Annotated in this window: 17 protein-coding genes; 6 read left to right on the forward strand and 11 right to left on the reverse strand. The window is 64.5% G+C overall.

The features are described 5' to 3' along the window. Nucleotides 1–20: 20 nt before the first annotated feature. Complete coding sequence (locus H2LOC_RS12095; RefSeq protein WP_154331645.1) at nucleotides 21–650, reverse strand: DNA-3-methyladenine glycosylase I; 630 nt, start codon at nucleotides 648–650, stop codon at nucleotides 21–23. Between the two features lie 222 nt (nucleotides 651–872). On the opposite strand from H2LOC_RS12095, the gene H2LOC_RS12100 reads away from it, so the two are divergent. Beyond that, on the forward strand, nucleotides 873–1,412 hold the full coding sequence (locus tag H2LOC_RS12100) for a hypothetical protein (RefSeq protein ID WP_154331646.1): 540 nt from the start codon (nucleotides 873–875) through the stop codon (nucleotides 1,410–1,412). Nucleotides 1,413–1,602: 190 nt separating this feature from the next. Then, nucleotides 1,603–1,998 (forward strand): DUF3126 family protein, encoded by a 396-nt coding sequence (locus H2LOC_RS12105; RefSeq protein WP_136496627.1) that lies wholly within the window; start codon nucleotides 1,603–1,605, stop codon nucleotides 1,996–1,998. On the opposite strand, the gene H2LOC_RS12110 is transcribed toward H2LOC_RS12105, so the two are convergent. The 5 genes from H2LOC_RS12110 to H2LOC_RS12130 form a co-directional block, all read right to left on the reverse strand. Continuing rightward, the gene (locus H2LOC_RS12110) at nucleotides 1,992–2,645 is read right to left on the reverse strand and encodes a hypothetical protein (protein WP_136496628.1); all 654 of its coding nucleotides are present in this window, start codon (nucleotides 2,643–2,645) and stop codon (nucleotides 1,992–1,994) included. The genes H2LOC_RS12105 and H2LOC_RS12110 overlap by 7 nt on opposite strands. 13 nt (nucleotides 2,646–2,658) lie before the next feature. Further along, nucleotides 2,659–3,090, reverse strand: coding sequence for a hypothetical protein (locus tag H2LOC_RS12115; protein ID WP_246206810.1), 432 nt, complete (start codon nucleotides 3,088–3,090; stop codon nucleotides 2,659–2,661). Nucleotides 3,091–3,149: 59 nt separating this feature from the next. Next, nucleotides 3,150–4,538: a sensor histidine kinase gene (locus tag H2LOC_RS12120; protein ID WP_136496630.1), complete on the reverse strand. Its 1,389-nt coding sequence runs from the start codon at nucleotides 4,536–4,538 to the stop codon at nucleotides 3,150–3,152. Between the two features lie 8 nt (nucleotides 4,539–4,546). Continuing rightward, entirely contained in the window at nucleotides 4,547–5,269 is a 723-nt protein-coding gene (locus H2LOC_RS12125) for a response regulator transcription factor (RefSeq protein WP_246206811.1), read from the reverse strand. A 73-nt stretch (nucleotides 5,270–5,342) separates the two neighbouring features. Next, nucleotides 5,343–5,735 carry a PepSY domain-containing protein gene (locus H2LOC_RS12130; protein WP_154331647.1) on the reverse strand — a complete coding sequence of 131 codons (393 nt, stop codon included), beginning with the start codon at nucleotides 5,733–5,735 and terminating at the stop codon, nucleotides 5,343–5,345. A gap of 179 nt (nucleotides 5,736–5,914) precedes the next feature. On the opposite strand from H2LOC_RS12130, the gene H2LOC_RS12135 reads away from it, so the two are divergent. Then, nucleotides 5,915–6,337, forward strand: coding sequence for a hypothetical protein (locus H2LOC_RS12135; protein WP_154331648.1), 423 nt, complete (start codon nucleotides 5,915–5,917; stop codon nucleotides 6,335–6,337). A gap of 32 nt (nucleotides 6,338–6,369) precedes the next feature. On the opposite strand, the gene H2LOC_RS12140 is transcribed toward H2LOC_RS12135, so the two are convergent. Further along, complete coding sequence (locus tag H2LOC_RS12140; RefSeq protein ID WP_154331649.1) at nucleotides 6,370–6,891, reverse strand: YcgN family cysteine cluster protein; 522 nt, start codon at nucleotides 6,889–6,891, stop codon at nucleotides 6,370–6,372. Between the two features lie 292 nt (nucleotides 6,892–7,183). Here H2LOC_RS12140 and H2LOC_RS12145 point away from each other — a divergent pair, with 292 nt between their 5' ends. From H2LOC_RS12145 to H2LOC_RS12155, 3 genes are all read left to right on the forward strand, one after another. Beyond that, a complete protein-coding gene (locus H2LOC_RS12145; protein ID WP_136497093.1) occupies nucleotides 7,184–9,322 on the forward strand; it encodes a transglycosylase domain-containing protein in 2,139 nt (712 codons plus the stop codon). A gap of 182 nt (nucleotides 9,323–9,504) precedes the next feature. Further along, a complete protein-coding gene (locus tag H2LOC_RS12150; RefSeq protein ID WP_246206812.1) occupies nucleotides 9,505–10,026 on the forward strand; it encodes a DUF1214 domain-containing protein in 522 nt (173 codons plus the stop codon). Then, a complete protein-coding gene (locus tag H2LOC_RS12155) occupies nucleotides 10,023–10,625 on the forward strand; it encodes a DUF1254 domain-containing protein (RefSeq protein WP_246206813.1) in 603 nt (200 codons plus the stop codon). The genes H2LOC_RS12150 and H2LOC_RS12155 overlap by 4 nt, the downstream gene beginning before the upstream one ends. A 34-nt stretch (nucleotides 10,626–10,659) precedes the next feature. Here the strand turns inward: H2LOC_RS12155 and H2LOC_RS12160 are convergent, their stop codons facing one another. The 4 genes from H2LOC_RS12160 to H2LOC_RS12175 form a co-directional block, all read right to left on the reverse strand. Beyond that, the gene (locus tag H2LOC_RS12160) at nucleotides 10,660–12,045 is read right to left on the reverse strand and encodes an ATP-binding protein (RefSeq protein WP_136496633.1); all 1,386 of its coding nucleotides are present in this window, start codon (nucleotides 12,043–12,045) and stop codon (nucleotides 10,660–10,662) included. Further along, nucleotides 12,042–12,764 carry a response regulator gene (locus tag H2LOC_RS12165; protein ID WP_136496634.1) on the reverse strand — a complete coding sequence of 241 codons (723 nt, stop codon included), beginning with the start codon at nucleotides 12,762–12,764 and terminating at the stop codon, nucleotides 12,042–12,044. Before H2LOC_RS12165 ends, H2LOC_RS12160 begins: the two co-directional genes overlap by 4 nt. A 324-nt stretch (nucleotides 12,765–13,088) precedes the next feature. Beyond that, nucleotides 13,089–13,613 carry a Spy/CpxP family protein refolding chaperone gene (locus H2LOC_RS12170; protein ID WP_246206814.1) on the reverse strand — a complete coding sequence of 175 codons (525 nt, stop codon included), beginning with the start codon at nucleotides 13,611–13,613 and terminating at the stop codon, nucleotides 13,089–13,091. A 182-nt stretch (nucleotides 13,614–13,795) separates the two neighbouring features. Further along, the gene (locus H2LOC_RS12175) at nucleotides 13,796–15,214 is read right to left on the reverse strand and encodes a hypothetical protein (RefSeq protein WP_136496635.1); all 1,419 of its coding nucleotides are present in this window, start codon (nucleotides 15,212–15,214) and stop codon (nucleotides 13,796–13,798) included. Nucleotides 15,215–15,407: the final 193 nt, after the last annotated feature.

Consider the following 15,407-nt stretch of genomic DNA (forward strand, 5'->3'; position numbering starts at 1 on the left):
GACCGCGGCCAGGCCGCCTTTCAAGGGCCGGGCTCGCGAGAGCAGCAATCCACCAGATGGTCGTTGACCATGCCCACGGCCTGCATGAACGCGTAAACGATGGTGGGCCCGCAGAATTTGAAGCCGCGCGCCTTGAGGTCTTTGGCGAGGCGCTCCGAGAGAGCCGTCTGCGCCGGGACCTCGCTGGTGCTGCGGGGGTGATTGAGGATCGGGCGCCCGTCCACGAAGTCCCACAGATAGGCTGAGAAGCCTTGTTTTTCCTCTATCGCCGACCAGGCCCTCGCCGAGGAGATCGCGGCTTCTATCTTGGCGCGGTTGCGGACAATTCCGGGGTCGCCCATCAGCGCCTCGAGCTTCGCGGCGTCGAACGACGCCATGCGTTCGGGGTCGAAGCCGGCGAAAGCGGCGCGAAAAGCCTCCCTTTTACGCAGTATCGCGATCCAGGACAGCCCCGCCTGAAAACCATCCAGAATGAGCTTCTCGAACAGCGCGCGGGAGCAGAATTCCGGGCGGCCCCATTCCTGGTCGTGGTAAGCGACATAAAGCGGGTCCGAGCCGCACCACGGACAGCGCGCCTTGCCGTCGGAATGCGCGACCACGCCGGCGTCGCGCCAGGCGCGCGGGTTTTCCCGCGGTCGAACCTCAATCATCACGACACTCCCTCGACGCGACAAAATGCTGACTTCTGATTGTGTCGATTCAGGTTCAGATTGCGTTCATGGCGGCCTTGGGATTATCGTCCCGTCGTGCGCGGCCATCGCGTGGGGTTAGCCTGTTTCGCGCCCTGCAACGAGGTTTTTGTTTCGCCGATCGTTTCTATCCTGGGCAGGCCGCCGGACCAAGACGGCTCGTCCATCAGGGGGGAGAATTTAATGTCGATCCGTCCAGCTATGTCCACGGCCGCCGCCGGCCTGTTCGCTCTCGCTCTCGCCTTCGCCGCCGCCGCCACGGGCGAGGCGCAGGCTCAGGCGAACGTCCTGAAGGAATGCGGCTCGCAATATCAGGCGGCCAAGGCGGCGAATCAGCTCAACGGCCAGAGCTGGCAGGAATATCTGAAGGCCTGCCGCACCCGCATCGCCGAGCCCGCGGCGCCGGCCGCGGCCGCCCCTGCGGCTCCCGCTGCTCCGGCGGCTCCCCCGCCCGCAGCCTCGGCTCCCGCTCCGGCCCCCATGACGATGCCGGCTCAGGCTCCCGCTCCTTCCGCGGCGCCTGCGGCTCCCTCCGCGCCGTCGACCGCCGCCGCGCCCGCCAAGCCCGCGACTTCCGGACAGGCCGCCGCCCGCGACCGTCAGAAACAATGCGGCGTCGAGTGGAAAGCCAAGAAGGCTGAAATCCGCAAGACCGACCCCAAGGCGAGCTGGCCGAAATTCTGGAGCGAATGCAACAAACGCCTGAAGGGCGAAGGGCAATAAGCCATGAGCATCGCTGCGCCCCTTCCTCGCGAAGGGGGCCGCGCCGAAATCTTCGCACACGCCCGGAGCCGAAGCTCCGGGCGTTTTTTTGCGCCTTTCAGGATGGTGAGGCCAAGGTCCGGATTTGCTTGCGGTGAGACCGGGATTCGTGGCACAGCCTGCCGACGGATCGCAAACCCGGAGGGGGAAGTTGGACAAGACGGAATTGCATAAGCTGCAGGCGTTTCTGCGCCGCTCTCTCGGCAATGACGCGATCAGAGTGACGCCGGACCGCAAGAATCCCGACAACGCCGCCGTGCAGCTCGGCGAGCGCCAGATCGCCGCGATCGAGGTCGACGACGAAGACGGCGACCGGTCTTTCGCTTTCGCGATGAAGATTCCGGTGGGACGCGAGGTGCTGCAATCCTACCTGCGCAAATTGTTCGAAAACGACCGGCTCACGATAGCGCCGCGCGGCCGCAAGACCGATTCGGTGGAGCTGAACAGCGGCGAAGACTTCCTGGGGATAATTTCCGCAGACGACGCCAAGGGCTCGAGCTACACGCTGCAGATCGCCATATTGGACTTCGATCTCGACGATTACTGAGCCGCCTGCTTTTTGCGGGCGCGTAACCTGGAAACGAAGCCTCTGGCGCCTTCGTTCAGGGCTTCCCAATGATCCAGCAGGGACGGAGAGAAACGCAGCTCTACGTCCAGCCCGCCGATACGAAACACGAACAGGCACGCCTCTGCCGGTCCGCCCTCTTCGAGCGGGGTTTTGGGGCAGCGCGCAAAAAACTCCCTGCCGTCCGGAGGCGCGAGGTAGAGTTCCTCGACCTCATAGGGAGAGCCTTTTTCAAACCGCCGCAGCACGAGGCCGGCGGGCCCCGCCTCGGCTTCCGCCTGAAGAAAGCGCGCATAAAGACGGGCCGGCCGATCGGCCGGATCCAGCGTGTCGTCCTTGGCGGAAAGCGTGACGAAAACCGTGTCGCGGGCGCGATTCGAAGCCGATTTCGCATCAGCGCGCGAGGGCGGCGAAAACTCCGGAAATACGGCCACGAAGGCGAGACGATCGGTGAATCCGCCGACGGCGGTCGATTCGTCGCGCGCATATCCCGCGAGAAAGGAAAAATGCGCTCCTGCGATCTCCGCCTGCACGATGTCGGCGGAGGGATCGAGGGCGCCCTGGAACAGGAGATAAGAGCCGCCCGCGAGCGCGGCGAAGAGGAGGGCAAGCCCAAGGATCAGGCGCATCGGCGTTCCGCTGTCAGCTCGTCACGCGCCAGCCGTCGCCACTCTTGCAGGCCTGGCCCTTCCCCTCCTGCGGCCTTCCGTTGATGAAAATCTTATGGGTGTAATCACGGCATCCGGCCCCGGCGGTTTCCGGTCCGGGCGTTATGAAGCCATAGGCGCCGTGTCCGCCCTTCCAGCTCTTTACGGAGCCCGAGCTTACCGCCTCCTGCTGGGCGGCGATGGCGACCGCTTTGTCTTTTTCGTCGAGTTCGCGGCCCACGCCGCCGCCCACTACGCCCGGAGCGGGCGGCTCCGGCGCCGCGGCGACCGCCGCGACCGGTGGCGGCGCAGACGAATTGCAGGCGGCGAGAGGCAGGGCCAGCAAAAGCGACGCCATGACGGACGGGAAAATCCCGCCGCCGCCTCCCAGGCTCTGTCCGCGAGCGGGCAAACGGGCGCTCCGCATGGTCATTCCTCTAAAAATATTCGAAGCTTGACCCTTTATGCCGGAAGCGGGAGGCGTCGTCAAAAGCCCGGCAGCCGCAACTGCGCCCTCAACCCGCCGCGCGGATTGGCTCCAAGCTGCAGCGATCCGCCATAGGCGGCTGCGAGATCGGTGACGATGGAAAGGCCGAGGCCGGAGCCGGGCCTGGTTTCGTCGAGCCTGCGCCCGCGTTCGGTCGCCGCCGCCCGCAGCTCCGGGGCGAGCCCGGGGCCGTCGTCGTCTATGGTGAAAAGCAGAACGAAGCGCCCGTGACCGGCGGGGTCGGGCTCCCGGGCGACTTCGATCGAAACCTCATGGGCGGCCCATTTGCCGGCGTTGTCGAGCAAATTGCCCACCATTTCCTCGAGATCCTGGCGTTCGCCCAGAAACCACAGCTCGGGCGCGGCCGCGCCGGAAAAGCTCACCCCCCGCTCGGCGTAGATTTTCTCGAAGGTCCGCAGCAGGGCGGCGATGATCGGCTGCGCCTGCGTCGTGGAGCCGATCGCGCCGGCTCGCGCGGCTGCCCTGGCGCGATCGAGATAAAAGGAAATCTGGTCGCGCATGATCGCGGCCTGCTCGCCCACTTTTTCGGCGAGCGGTCCGGGCGCGGCGTCCGCTTCGTTGACGATCACGCTGAGCGGCGTCTTGAGCGCATGGGCGAGATTGCCGACCTGGGTCCGGGCGCGTTCGACGATATCGCGATTGGCGCCGATCAGCAGGTTGAGCTCGTCCACGAGAGGCGCGACCTCGCTCGGATAGCGGCCGGCGATGCGGTCCCCGGCGCCGCGCCGGATGGCGGCGAGCTCGCCCTGCAACTGGCGCAGCGGCCGCAGCCCGTAGCTCACCTGAATGGCCGCGGCGACGGCGAGGGCTCCTCCCAGCAGGCCGAAAGCGACAATCAGCGCAAAGCGGAAGCGGTCGATGTCGTGCTCGGTCTCCTCGGCGCTGGCGGCGACCTGAACGAGATAGATGCCGATGTCCCCGACGTCGATCACCCGCTCGACGATGCGGAGCATGCGCCCGTCGGGGCCGCGGGCGACGCCGCGCCGGACCCCGCCCGCCTCGGCGGCGACGCCGAGATCGGCCAGCTTGGGCAGCTGGGCCGCAAAAAGCGAGCGCGACGCCTTGATCTCATGCACGTCGTCGTCGAGACGCGTGATCTGCCAATACCAGCCGGAACGCGCCAGCTCGAACTGCGGATCTCCGAGCTGGCCGGGCCCGCTGCGGCCTTCCTCGCCAGAGAGCGAGACATCCGCGACGATGGCGCGCAGATAGACTTCGAGCCTGCGTTCGAAAACGTCCTCGGCGCTGCGCCGGTAATATTGGGTGAGAAGCAGGGAGGCGACCAGCAGCACCGCAAGGCTGAGCGAAGCCGCGGTGAAAAACAGCCGGCGCGCGATCGACCGCGTCAGAAAATCGGGAAAGCGCATCGGCGAGCCTATCCCCCGCCCCCGCCGCGCTTTCCGCCCTCCGTCGCAAGTCCGGTTTTTTCATCGCCGGGCGATTTCGCTTCGACCAGATAGCCGAGGCCGCGCACCGTCTGGATCAGATCGACCCCGAGCTTTTTGCGCAGGCGGCCGACGAAGACCTCGATGGTGTTGGAATCGCGGTCGAAATCCTGGTCGTACATGTGCTCGATGATTTCGCTGCGCGAGATCACCCGCCCGGCGTGGTGCATGAGATAGGAGAGCAGCCGGTATTCGTGCGAGGTCAGCTTGATCGGCGCGCCGTCGACGACCACCCTCCCCGCCTTGGCGTCGAGCCGGACCGGGCCGCACACGATCTCATTGGTGGCGTGGCCGCTGGCGCGTCGCAGCAAGGCGCGGATACGGGCCAGCACCTCCTCCATGTGAAAGGGTTTGGAGACGTAATCGTCGGCCCCGGCGTCGAAGCCCTGCACCTTGTCGCTCCAGCGGTCTCTCGCCGTCAGGATCAGCACCGGCATGGTCCGGCCCGCCCGGCGCCACTCCTCCAGAACGGTCACGCCGTCTTTTCTGGGGAGCCCGATGTCGAGCACGACGGCGTCGTAGGGCTCGGTGTCCCCCAGAAAATGCCCCTCCTCGCCGTCGAAGGCGCGGTCGACCGCATAGCCCGACTGCTCCAGGGCGGACACGAGCTGGCGGTTCAAATCCTTGTCATCCTCGACGACGAGCAGCCGCAACTTTTCCTCCCGTGGAACTTTGTGACCCAGAGCGACTTCTCAGCGACCTGGCGATTTTCCGGCCGATAAGCGCCTAATGTTCCGCGCGGGGCTCCGGTTTCGGCTCGGGCCGGGGCGGACGCGGCTTGCCGGTCAGGGCGTCGACCAGCGTTTTCACGATACGGCCATCCCGCCTCAACAAGCTGATTTCGTAAAGAAAAACCTCGCCGCTCCGGCATAGTCTCGCAGACAGCGGCTCGGCCTGGACCAGAACGCCAGCCGCCTGCATCGAGGGGAAGGGATCGGCCAGCTTGTGCTGGGCGATCTCGCGTCTGGTCTCGGCGATCGAGAAACATTCGAGCGGCGGCGGCTGAGGCGGCGCCGGCGTCGGCGCCCCGTCCCTGGCCTGGGCCGAACGCCAATCGGCGAGCGCCGACAGCGCGACAAGGCCCATGATCGCCGCCGTTTTCGCCCTGCGCAAGGCCATGAACGCGCCTCCCTCCAAGACTATCCAGCCCCTCGTCTGAATGAAAAATGAATGATTTTTCTGCTGCGGCGCAATATCGAACGGCAACGTCGCCTGGGCCTATCAATAGAAAGATCCTGATGGCGGCGGCCGGATCGCATCCGATAGAATATTTTCTCTTTCTCGCAGAAACGAATCAAATGAAAAGCTTCAATCTGACGTTGGCCCTGAGCGCATGGGTTTTCTTCTCGGGCGCCGCTTTCGGCGCAGGACAAGACTCAAGCCGCCGGCCCGCCGGAAACGAGAAGCGTCCCCTGATTTTGAAGATGAAGCGTGGTTCCGACACAATTCGGTTTTCATGCCTGCTCTCGCACGCCAAGCCGGGCTGCACGGCGAAGTTCGAGGCCCGCGCGTCTCAGGTTGCGACGCTGCGCGGCGATCGCATCGGGCGTATGACGCTGGTCTTTCCCAGCGGAGACGGGACCGACGAACTTGAATTGGGTTCCTGTGCTCTGCCGGAAACCGGAACCTACACGCTGAGGCTCTCCTATGGCGCTTCGATGATGTCCCGCGACGAGAACGATCCCCCGGCCAGATACAACTGGACGCTGCGCGTCAGATGACGGAAACCCGCCCGGTTTTGCGGCGACGCGCGTCACGACCGCGCCCTTCGGGGCCATCTTTTCGGCCATGGACGAATATATTCCGGCAACTCGTCTACATCGACCTCGTCTTCGGACGCCTCGACCCGGCCGCGCACCGAGGCTCTGGCCCGGTGAACGCTCTCGGGATCTCCGCTGACGAGCGGATGCCATTCGGGCAGGTCCTTGCCCTCCAGCCGCAGGAGATAGGCGCAGGTCGGCGGCAGCCAGCGAATCTTCTCCAGCCGGGCGAGCGTCAGGCGCACGCAATCGGGCACGATCTTCTTGCGGTTGGCGTAATCGCCGCAGCGACAGGTCGACTGGTCGAGCAGCTTGCAGGCCACGCTGGTGTGGTGGATGATCCCGGTGTCCTCGTCCTCGAGCTTGACGAGACAACATCTGCCGCAACCGTCGCACAGGCTTTCCCATTGGGCGCGGGTGAGCTGATCGAGCGGCTTCGTCCAAAAAGGCGCCTCGTCCTGCGCGCCTTCTTCGCAGCGGCGCCTCGCGCCTTCGCCCGCCTCGTGACCTGTCATGATGGTTAAATTCCTGTTTGCAGGCCTAGAAACCATAATGACGACGAGCCGTGCAAGCGCCGTCGTCAAGAGGGTTTAAAAAGTGCTAACATCTGAGCTCGTTCCGCTCGAAAGGAATCGTTCGAGCGATAAGAAATCGGGCCCGGTCAAAGGGTTGGAGCGCTAGGCGGCGCGGCGCAGGAATAACCGCGCGGGGAGTTCTTCAGCTTTGTGGAAGCGTTTCCTTTCCCTGCCGATCGTCAAGCGCATATCCCGCGTCCTGCTCGCGCTCGACTCCTTCATCGATTCAAGCATGTTCGACAGCGGCCGCAGGTCGCGCGAGGCCTATGATCGCTTTTCCGCTTTCATGTCGCGCTTCCACGTTTCCGGCGCGCCCAGGATCGCGGTGGAATTGGCCTGCGAGACGCTGACCCTGTCGCTCGGCGCCGGCATAGTCGCGCTGGCGCTCGCCTCCTCGGCTTTCCGAATGACGAGCGACAAGGATTGGCTGAAGCGGGCCGATCTCGCCGTGACCTTTTTCGATCATTACGGAATCGAGGCCGGGCAGCGCGGCATCAAGCACGACGACGCGGTCCCGCTGGAGCAATATCCCGATTATCTGATCAAGGCCGTCCTCGCCACCGAGGATCGGCGCTTTTACGAGCATTTCGGCATAGACGTCATCGGAACCTTGCGCGCCTTGTCGGTCAACGCCCGCTCCTCCGGCGTGGTGCAGGGCGGCTCCTCCATAACCCAGCAGCTCGCGAAGAATCTTTTTCTGTCCAACGAGCGCACCATCACCCGCAAGATAAACGAGGCCTTTCTCGCGCTCTGGCTGGAGCATCACCTGACCAAGCGCGAGATTTTGAAGCTCTATCTCGATCGGGTCTATATGGGCGGCGGCACTTTTGGCATACAGGCGGCCGCCGAGTTCTATTTCGGCAAATCGGTCAAAGACCTCACATTGTCCGAAGCGGCCATGCTGGCGGGACTGTTCAAGGCGCCGACCAAATATGCGCCGCATGTCAATCTCCCCGCCGCCCGGGCGCGCGCGAGCGACGTGCTGAACAATCTGGTCGACGCCGGTTTCATGACCAGCAGCCAGATCATCCCGGCCCAGCGCAATCCCGCGACTCCGGTGGCGAGAAAAGAGGATTCCAGCCCCGATTGGTATCTCGACTGGGCCTATGGCGAGGTTCAGCGGCTCGCCGACGCCGGCAAGCTCGGCGAAGACCGCGTCCTGACGGTGAGGCTCGCGCTCGATCTGAACCTGCAGAAACACGCCGACTCCGTGCTGGAGGACATGCTGCGCGAGAACGGCCGTTCCTTCCATGTCAAACAGGGCGCCCTCGTCGTCATGGAGCCCGACGGAGCCTTGCGCACGATCGTGGGCGGCCGGGACTATGGCGCGAGCCAGTTCAACCGCGCCACCGAGGCCTTGCGCCAGCCCGGATCTTCCTTCAAGCCCTATGTCTATCTGACCGCCCTGATGACCGGGAAGTTCAAGCCCAGCACCATCGTGGTCGACTCTCCCGTCTGCATCGGCAATTGGTGCCCGCATAATTACGGCGGTTCCTATAAGGGCTCCCTGCCCCTCGCCGACGCCCTCGCCCATTCGCTCAACACCGTGGCGGTGAAGCTCTCCATCGCCATCGGCAACGGATCGCCGAAGGCCGGACGGGCCAAGATCGTCGAAACCGCCCGCGCGCTCGGCATAACGGCGCCGCTGGAGGATACGCCTTCGCTGCCGATCGGCGCCGACGAGGTCAATCTGCTGGAGCATTCGGCCGCCTATGCCGCTTTCGTCAACGGCGGCAAGCGCGTGACGCCCTACGCCGCTGTCGAGATCAGAAACCGGCGCGGCGATCTGCTCTATCGCCATGACCGCGACGCGCCGCCCCAGCAGCAGGCCGTTCCTTTCGACAAGGTGGTCGAACTCGGGTCGATGATGCGCAAGGTGGTCGAGGAAGGCACCGGCAAGCGGGCGCAGCTCGGCGAAGGCGTCACCGTGATCGGCAAGACGGGAACCACAAACGGCTTCAAGGACGCCTGGTTCTGCGGCTATTCCGGCACGATGGGCGGGTGCGTGTGGTATGGCAACGACGACGGCGAACCGATGAACAATATGACCGGCGGCACGCTGCCGGCCCGAACGTGGCACGACGTGATGGCCTATGGCCATCAGGGCGTACAGCTCAAGCCCATCGTCGGCATGGCGCCCGAGGCGCCCCAGCCGGGACGCCCTGGCGGCGCTTCGGCGGCGGTCACGCCGATCGAGTTCGGAGCTCCGCAACGGCCGGCCACTCTGTCGAAAGGCGCTCTCGACGCGCTGGGTTCGATCCAGAACAAGATCCGGTCCCTGCCTCTGGACAAGCACGGGGCCATCGAGGAGCTTCCCATGACGAAAAGCGCTGCGAGAGGTTTTCGAGCCGGCGGCGGCGTCCTAGAATAGCCCCGCGCCCGCCGGCGCCGGGCGCATCCTGCGCTTCATACGTCAATAGACGCGATTTCATCTCGCGCCCGAAACGGGCGAGAGGAAGCCGCGCCAGCCAGTTTCAGAGCAGGGCCTTGCGAGCACCCCTCGGCGCATATTTTCGGGCTTTTGCGGTCGCCTTATGCGGATGGGCGCTCGGTTTGGGACTGACCGCCGTCGCGGTCAGTTCGGGATATGGCTTCGGCGCGCTCCGCGTCGGCCCCTGGACCGCATGGCCTCAAATCGGCGGACTCGAGATCGATCCTTTTGCGCGCGCCGCTCTCGCGAAGCGCGGCGAGGCGCCTCTGGGCAAGGATCAGGGGATGACCTTCGTCGCCGAAGCGGATTCTTCCGGCGCCCCGCTGGAGGGGCGCTGCGAATATCGCCTCGAGGGGGCTTTGCCGCGCGCGCGCTTCTGGACCATCGGCCTCGCCAGCCCCGCCGGAGAGCCCCTCGCCAATCCCGCCGGGCGCCATTATTACGCCTCCACATATCTCCTGCGAAGAGAGGGCGGAGCCTTCGACGTCGCCCTTGCCCGCGAAGCAAGGCCCGGAAACTGGCTTTCCCCCGGCGACGCCCGCAGCTTCGTCGTGGTGCTGCGGCTTTACGAAACGCCGCTCGATCCGGCGGCGCGAGCCGATCCGGCGGGCTTCCCGCGCATTATCAAAACAGGCTGCGCATGAACCTCAAGGACCGCGCCGTTGATCTCCTGCCCTGGGCGATTGCGATGTGCCTCATCGCAGCCATCGTCCATCTGGTCACGGTCCTGCTGATTCCCGCCGTGGCTCCTCGGGACGCTTATGCGCGCCTGATCGAAGCCGCAAAAAGCGCGCAGGATGCGCCGGGCGGAGTGCTGCTGCTCTCGGCCGCAGAGGCCGGCGGCGTCGCTCCCTTGCCGTTCGAAGACCCCGCTATGGCCGAAGGCGTCTGTCTGTTCAATCTCTCGAACGGGCTGCTGCATGTGCGCGCCAATGTCGACGGCGAGGAAGACAATTTCCTCGGCCTCTCGTTTCACAGCGCCGGCGGCGCGATCTTCCATGCGATGACGGACCGCGCGTCGATCAAGGGGAAGATCGACGTGATCCTCGGCAATGCGCGCCAGATCGAGGAGCTCGAGGCCGACGACGGGGACGAAGCCCCGCCGGAGGAAATCCGCATCACCGCCCCTTCGCTGCGCGGCTTCGTCCTGATCCGGTCGCTGGCCAAGCGCCCGTCCGATCTGGCGCGCGCCCGCGCAGCCGTCGCTTCCGTGAACTGCGAAGCGATCGCGCCGCCGCCATAGAGCGGCAAAAGCGCAAGAGAAATCGCGCGGCGGATCAGAGAGTCGGAGCTGTCTCGCTCCCGGCGTAGGCGCGCGGAAGCGAAACCCGCGCGATCAGGCCGTTGGGCTCGCGGTCGCGCAACTCCAGATTGCCGCCGAGGTCCTCTACCAGATTGCGCACGATGGACAGACCGAGCCCGAATCCAACCTTCTGGTTCATATTGCGGGCGGGCTCGCCGCGAACGAAAGGCTCGAGAACCCGGCTCTTCACATGCGCGGGAATCCCCGGCCCGTCATCCTCGACGTCGACGTGGATTATATTCGAACAAGGCTGATCGAGGCAGACGACGACCTTGCCGGCGTGAGCGACCGCGTTTTCGACCAGATTGCTGAAAATGCGCTGAATCTCGGTGAGCGAGCCCGAGATGATCTGATGTTCTCCGCCGCGGTAGACGACGTCATGGCCGAGGTCCGCATATTGATCGCAGACCGTCTGCAGCACGCTGTCGAGGTCGATCAGACCGCGCTCGGGCTGGCGGTTCGCGTCGCGCAGATGCTGCAGGTTCTTATAGAGCATCGAATCCATGAGATCGGCGTCGTGCAGCATTTTCGACTTGAGCGCCTCGTCGGAAATGAACTCCGACCTCAATCTGATGCGCGTGATGATGGTGCGAAGGTCGTGGCTGATCGCGGCGAGGGCGTGGCTTCTCGCCTCGATCATGACCTTGATCCGCCCCTGCATCCGGTTGAGCGCGCGCGCGAGTTCGCGGACTTCGGTCGATCCGGCCTCCGGCAGAAGCTGCCGCTTGCAGCTCTCGTCGGGAAAACGCTCCGCTTCATGGACCAGCCTCACCAAAGGCGCGACCACCGTATTGGAAATCCATATGGAGAGAATGGTGGCGCAAAGCAGGAAGAACAAAGCCGAGCGCTCCACCAAATGCAGAAAGAACGAGCCCGGCTCGCGGCGGGCGGCCCATATGGCGCCGTGCCGCGACCACACCGACTCCGACGTCGTCGTAAGAACGTAACCGCCCTTGCGCAAAGCGACGCCGAGGTCGATCGGTTTCTTATCGCCTGCGGAGCCGAAAGCGAAAGGCTTTGCTCCCGGCCACAGCTTCGCGTCGAAACCGCCGAGATCGCCGTCTTCGCCTTCCACGATTCCTTCCGGCGGGCGATCGGCCAGGGAGAACTTCAGCCAGGGCGCCGCCTTGCCCAGGGCGGAAACGACCGCGGCCCGCTCCGAAACCTCGGCCGCGTCGATCGACCATAAGGCGCCGGCGAGCAACTCCCGGGGCTCCACCAGGGGCCTGCGCGGCTCGCCGCCAGTGAGATAGATGGACGCGGTCAAAGCAAGATGAAACAGGATTATTGCGGCGAGAACCAGAAGCGCGATCTGACTGGCGAGACGATCCGGGCAAAGGGCTCGAAAAAAAGCCTTCATGAGCGCGTCACCTGCGCCGACAGCATATATCCTTCCGAGCGTACGGTCTGGATCAGGCGGGGACTCTTGGCGTCGATCTCGATCTTCTGGCGCAATCGGCTGATCAAGGTGTCGATGCTGCGCTCGAACGGCCCCGCCGTCGGTCCATGCGTCAGATTGATCAGCTGATCGCGGGTGAGAACGCGATTGGGGTGTTCGCAGAGAGCGTGCAGCAGATCGAATTCCGCGCCGGTCATCGCGACCTTGGTGCCCGCCGGCGCGGTCACTTCCCGCGAAGAAATATTTATCCTCCAGCCCGAAAAACGGTAGACCTGCATTTTTTCGCCGGCGTCGGCGTCCTCGGACGAGGCGTTCGCGCGGCGCAGAACCGATTTTATCCGCGCCAGCAGCTCCCGCGGATTGAACGGCTTGGCGACATAATCGTCGGCGCCCATCTCGAGACCGATGATCTTGTCGACGTCCTCGCCCTGCGCGGTCACGATGATGATGGGCAGGTTCTTGCTTGCGCGCAGCCTGCGGCAAATGGAAAGCCCGTCCTCGCCCGGCAGGTTGAGATCGAGCAGCACCAGTTCGAAGCGCCGCTTGGCGAGCGCCGCATCCATGGCGGCGCCGTCCCTGACCGCGGAAACCTCGAACTGATTGGCGCTGAGATAGCGCGAGATGAGCTCGCCGATCTCGGCGTCGTCTTCGACCAGAAGGATTGAAGCCGCTTCAGTCACTTATGTAACCCGGGCCAGCTGGAGTGTTTTCGGGCGAAGCGGATGCCGGTTCGCGTGAAGAAAACACGATCAGACAAGGAATCCTGGAGGATTTCCGATTCACTCTAAACCGGAAAGACTCGAGGCGCACGCTGCGCTCATTGCATGGTCCAAATAAAATAGAAGAATGAGCCGTAGGCAAGTAGCGCTGCAAACATCGCGAGATAATCGCTCATCGCTGTCTCCTTCGAGCGGGCGGGAGCGCTTCGCTCCCGCATTTGATTTTCAAGGGCGCGTCTGCGCCGTTTTCCCTTGGCGGGAAGCGGGCGGCCGGTCGCCCGGCCGTCACTCGTGGCCTTCTGGCCCCTCATGCTCGTGGTGGCCCCAGTGCTCGCCGTGAGGCTTGCCGATCGCATGGAGCAGCACGGCGAAGCGGCGCTTCTGGGAGTCGTCGAGACTGTCGTAGAGCGGCTTGGCCGCGTCGGCGAGCTTCGTCAGTTCGCCTGCATGAGCCTCGAGCGCCTTGGCGTGGCGCTGAAGCCCCTCGATCAGATTGTGATGCCCCTCATGGTCCTGGGCCTTATCCCGCCATTCGGCGAAGCGCGCGGCTCGGGCTTTTGCAAGGTCGCGAATCGCCGTCTCGACCGCCGGCCAGTTTTTGTCCTGGGCGGGCGTGAGTTTCAGCCCCGCCTTCAACGCGGCGATGCGGGCTTCGGTGAAAGCGGCGCGATCCTCGTCCGAGAACTTGTGATGCTCGCCCGGCTGCTCCAGCCCGGCGGGGGGCGGCGGAGGAGGAGCTGCGATGGCGAGGGACGGCGAGAGGGCGGGCGTCAACAGTACCGCCGCAGCAATGATGAAACGCTTCTTCACGAGGTTCCTCCTTCGGATGAAGTATCCGTGGCGGAAGGAAACCTAGGAAGTCGATGTTTCGCGGCTTTGTCCCCTGAACCGGCAAATTTTTCCGGAAAGTGTCCGAATCCCGCCGCACGAGGCCGGAACAAGGCGAAGGCGAGGCGACCGCCGCCGCCGGCGCGCAGGCTCCGCCCATCGCCTCAGCTCGGCCAGGGCAAGGTCATGTCGGGGTTGGGACATTGGTCGAAGATCGTGGAAATATAGCCGAACAGCTGCGGAGATCCCGTAATGACTCCCGCCGCCGCGGGCGCGTTCTTTTTTTCGTCGCTCGACGGGGGACGGATATCGTCGACGAGGAACGGCCCGTATCGGAGCCGGCGCCCCGCTGACAGCCCGGCGCGAAACCACTCGGCGACGTCGCTTGACGTCGTGATCAGCTCGACATCCTTCGCAAGCAGCGCCGTCGTCGGCAGCACCGGCAGCACGCCCGTCGCGATCCGGTTTCCCGCGACCGATCCGCCGGTCGAAATCACGATGCCGCGGCCGATGCTTTGCGGCGACCATTTCCACAGCCGGCTGTGGAACACCGAAACATCCATCCATGGCCGCAGGATGGTGATCCGCTTGATCGAGCATTTCAGTTTCATCTGGCCGGCGGCGACGCTGGCGAGAGGACCGCGTTCGGCGGACAAGCCGGCGCAGGGGCCGACGGCCAGAATGTTGCTTTCGTCGCGCCACGCGCCGTCGGAGGCTGCTTCCAGGCCGCCGAGCCCCCTGTCCGGCGTCCATCCTATCGAGCCGCCGCAGTCCGCGCAGCATCGGCAGCGACCTCGCATTCCGGGGCCGCCGGAGCGTCGCTGACGCTCGTAGTCTTTTTCGTCGAAACTGAAAGGACTCCAGAGCTCGTCCCTGAACCATTCCTTGTAACGCGGAATGCTGTCGACGCGCTGGAACTGGCTGCCGTTGGGGAGGCGCATCGTGCTGGCGGCGAAACGGTCGGCCAAGGCCTGCCAATAGGCGTAGGGCTCGCGGCCCTGAAGTTGACGAATCGTCGCCAGCGCCGTTTCGACCTGCTCCTTGTTCCCTTGCGAACGCCATTCTCCTTCGGCCTGCCTGTAGCGCTCGCGGACCTCCGCAGGAACCTCGGGCCCGCCGTTCTCATGGGTCGCTTCGCAGGCGAAGAACGTGTCCTGGGCTGCGTAGAATTTCTCGGCGTAGTCGATATAGGCTTGATAGGCCGGCGTTATCCGATCTCCCTCGAACAAATAGCGCTCCGCCTCGCGCAGCTTTTCCTTTTCCTGCGGCGAAAGCTCGATCAACGGCAGTTCCTTGCCGTCGAGGATGAGCTTGTAGACGTCCGACGTCAGCCCGGCCTTCGGCGTCGCCACATAATTGCACTCGACAGCGATATTGAGCAGATTGCTGATGTAATATTCGGTTTCCGGATCTTGGGGATCGAGGCCGACCGGAACCACGATCCCGGGAATCTGGATGCTCAGCAGAGCGGATGGATTTTGGCCGACGACGCCGGAAACGGCGAGCGTCTGAGCCAATTTGGCGTAAAGCTGTATGAACTCGGCCTCCTTGTCGTCGGCCCTGTTCTGGAAGGCGTCGAACATGAAGATGCTCCCCGCTGAAAGGCGTTGAAGTCGACGGCGCAGATTCTCGTCTCTCGCGCGACGGCGCATGCCGAAGCGGCGCTTCAAGGCGTCCGATAAAAAAAGACGGCTTACATTCCCGACAGCGCAAAGTCGGGACCCCGGCGGCGCCAGGTCCTGGCCTGATCGACCGCCGGAACCATTTTCATACCGG

It is taken from the genome of Methylocystis heyeri (genome assembly GCF_004802635.2).
Lineage (GTDB): Bacteria > Pseudomonadota > Alphaproteobacteria > Rhizobiales > Beijerinckiaceae > Methylocystis > Methylocystis heyeri.

Coding starts and splice junctions, on each gene's coding strand:
- H2LOC_RS12095 (WP_154331645.1), bottom strand. CDS start 650: ATGATTGAGGTTCGACCGCGGGAAAACCCGCGCGCCTGGCGCGACGCC.
- H2LOC_RS12100 (WP_154331646.1), top strand. CDS start 873: ATGTCGATCCGTCCAGCTATGTCCACGGCCGCCGCCGGCCTGTTCGCT.
- H2LOC_RS12110 (WP_136496628.1), bottom strand. CDS start 2,645: ATGCGCCTGATCCTTGGGCTTGCCCTCCTCTTCGCCGCGCTCGCGGGC.
- H2LOC_RS12115 (WP_246206810.1), bottom strand. CDS start 3,090: ATGCGGAGCGCCCGTTTGCCCGCTCGCGGACAGAGCCTGGGAGGCGGC.
- H2LOC_RS12120 (WP_136496630.1), bottom strand. CDS start 4,538: ATGCGCTTTCCCGATTTTCTGACGCGGTCGATCGCGCGCCGGCTGTTT.
- H2LOC_RS12130 (WP_154331647.1), bottom strand. CDS start 5,735: ATGGCCTTGCGCAGGGCGAAAACGGCGGCGATCATGGGCCTTGTCGCG.
- H2LOC_RS12135 (WP_154331648.1), top strand. CDS start 5,915: ATGAAAAGCTTCAATCTGACGTTGGCCCTGAGCGCATGGGTTTTCTTC.
- H2LOC_RS12140 (WP_154331649.1), bottom strand. CDS start 6,891: ATGACAGGTCACGAGGCGGGCGAAGGCGCGAGGCGCCGCTGCGAAGAA.
- H2LOC_RS12145 (WP_136497093.1), top strand. CDS start 7,184: ATGTTCGACAGCGGCCGCAGGTCGCGCGAGGCCTATGATCGCTTTTCC.
- H2LOC_RS12155 (WP_246206813.1), top strand. CDS start 10,023: ATGAACCTCAAGGACCGCGCCGTTGATCTCCTGCCCTGGGCGATTGCG.
- H2LOC_RS12160 (WP_136496633.1), bottom strand. CDS start 12,045: ATGAAGGCTTTTTTTCGAGCCCTTTGCCCGGATCGTCTCGCCAGTCAG.
- H2LOC_RS12175 (WP_136496635.1), bottom strand. CDS start 15,214: ATGTTCGACGCCTTCCAGAACAGGGCCGACGACAAGGAGGCCGAGTTC.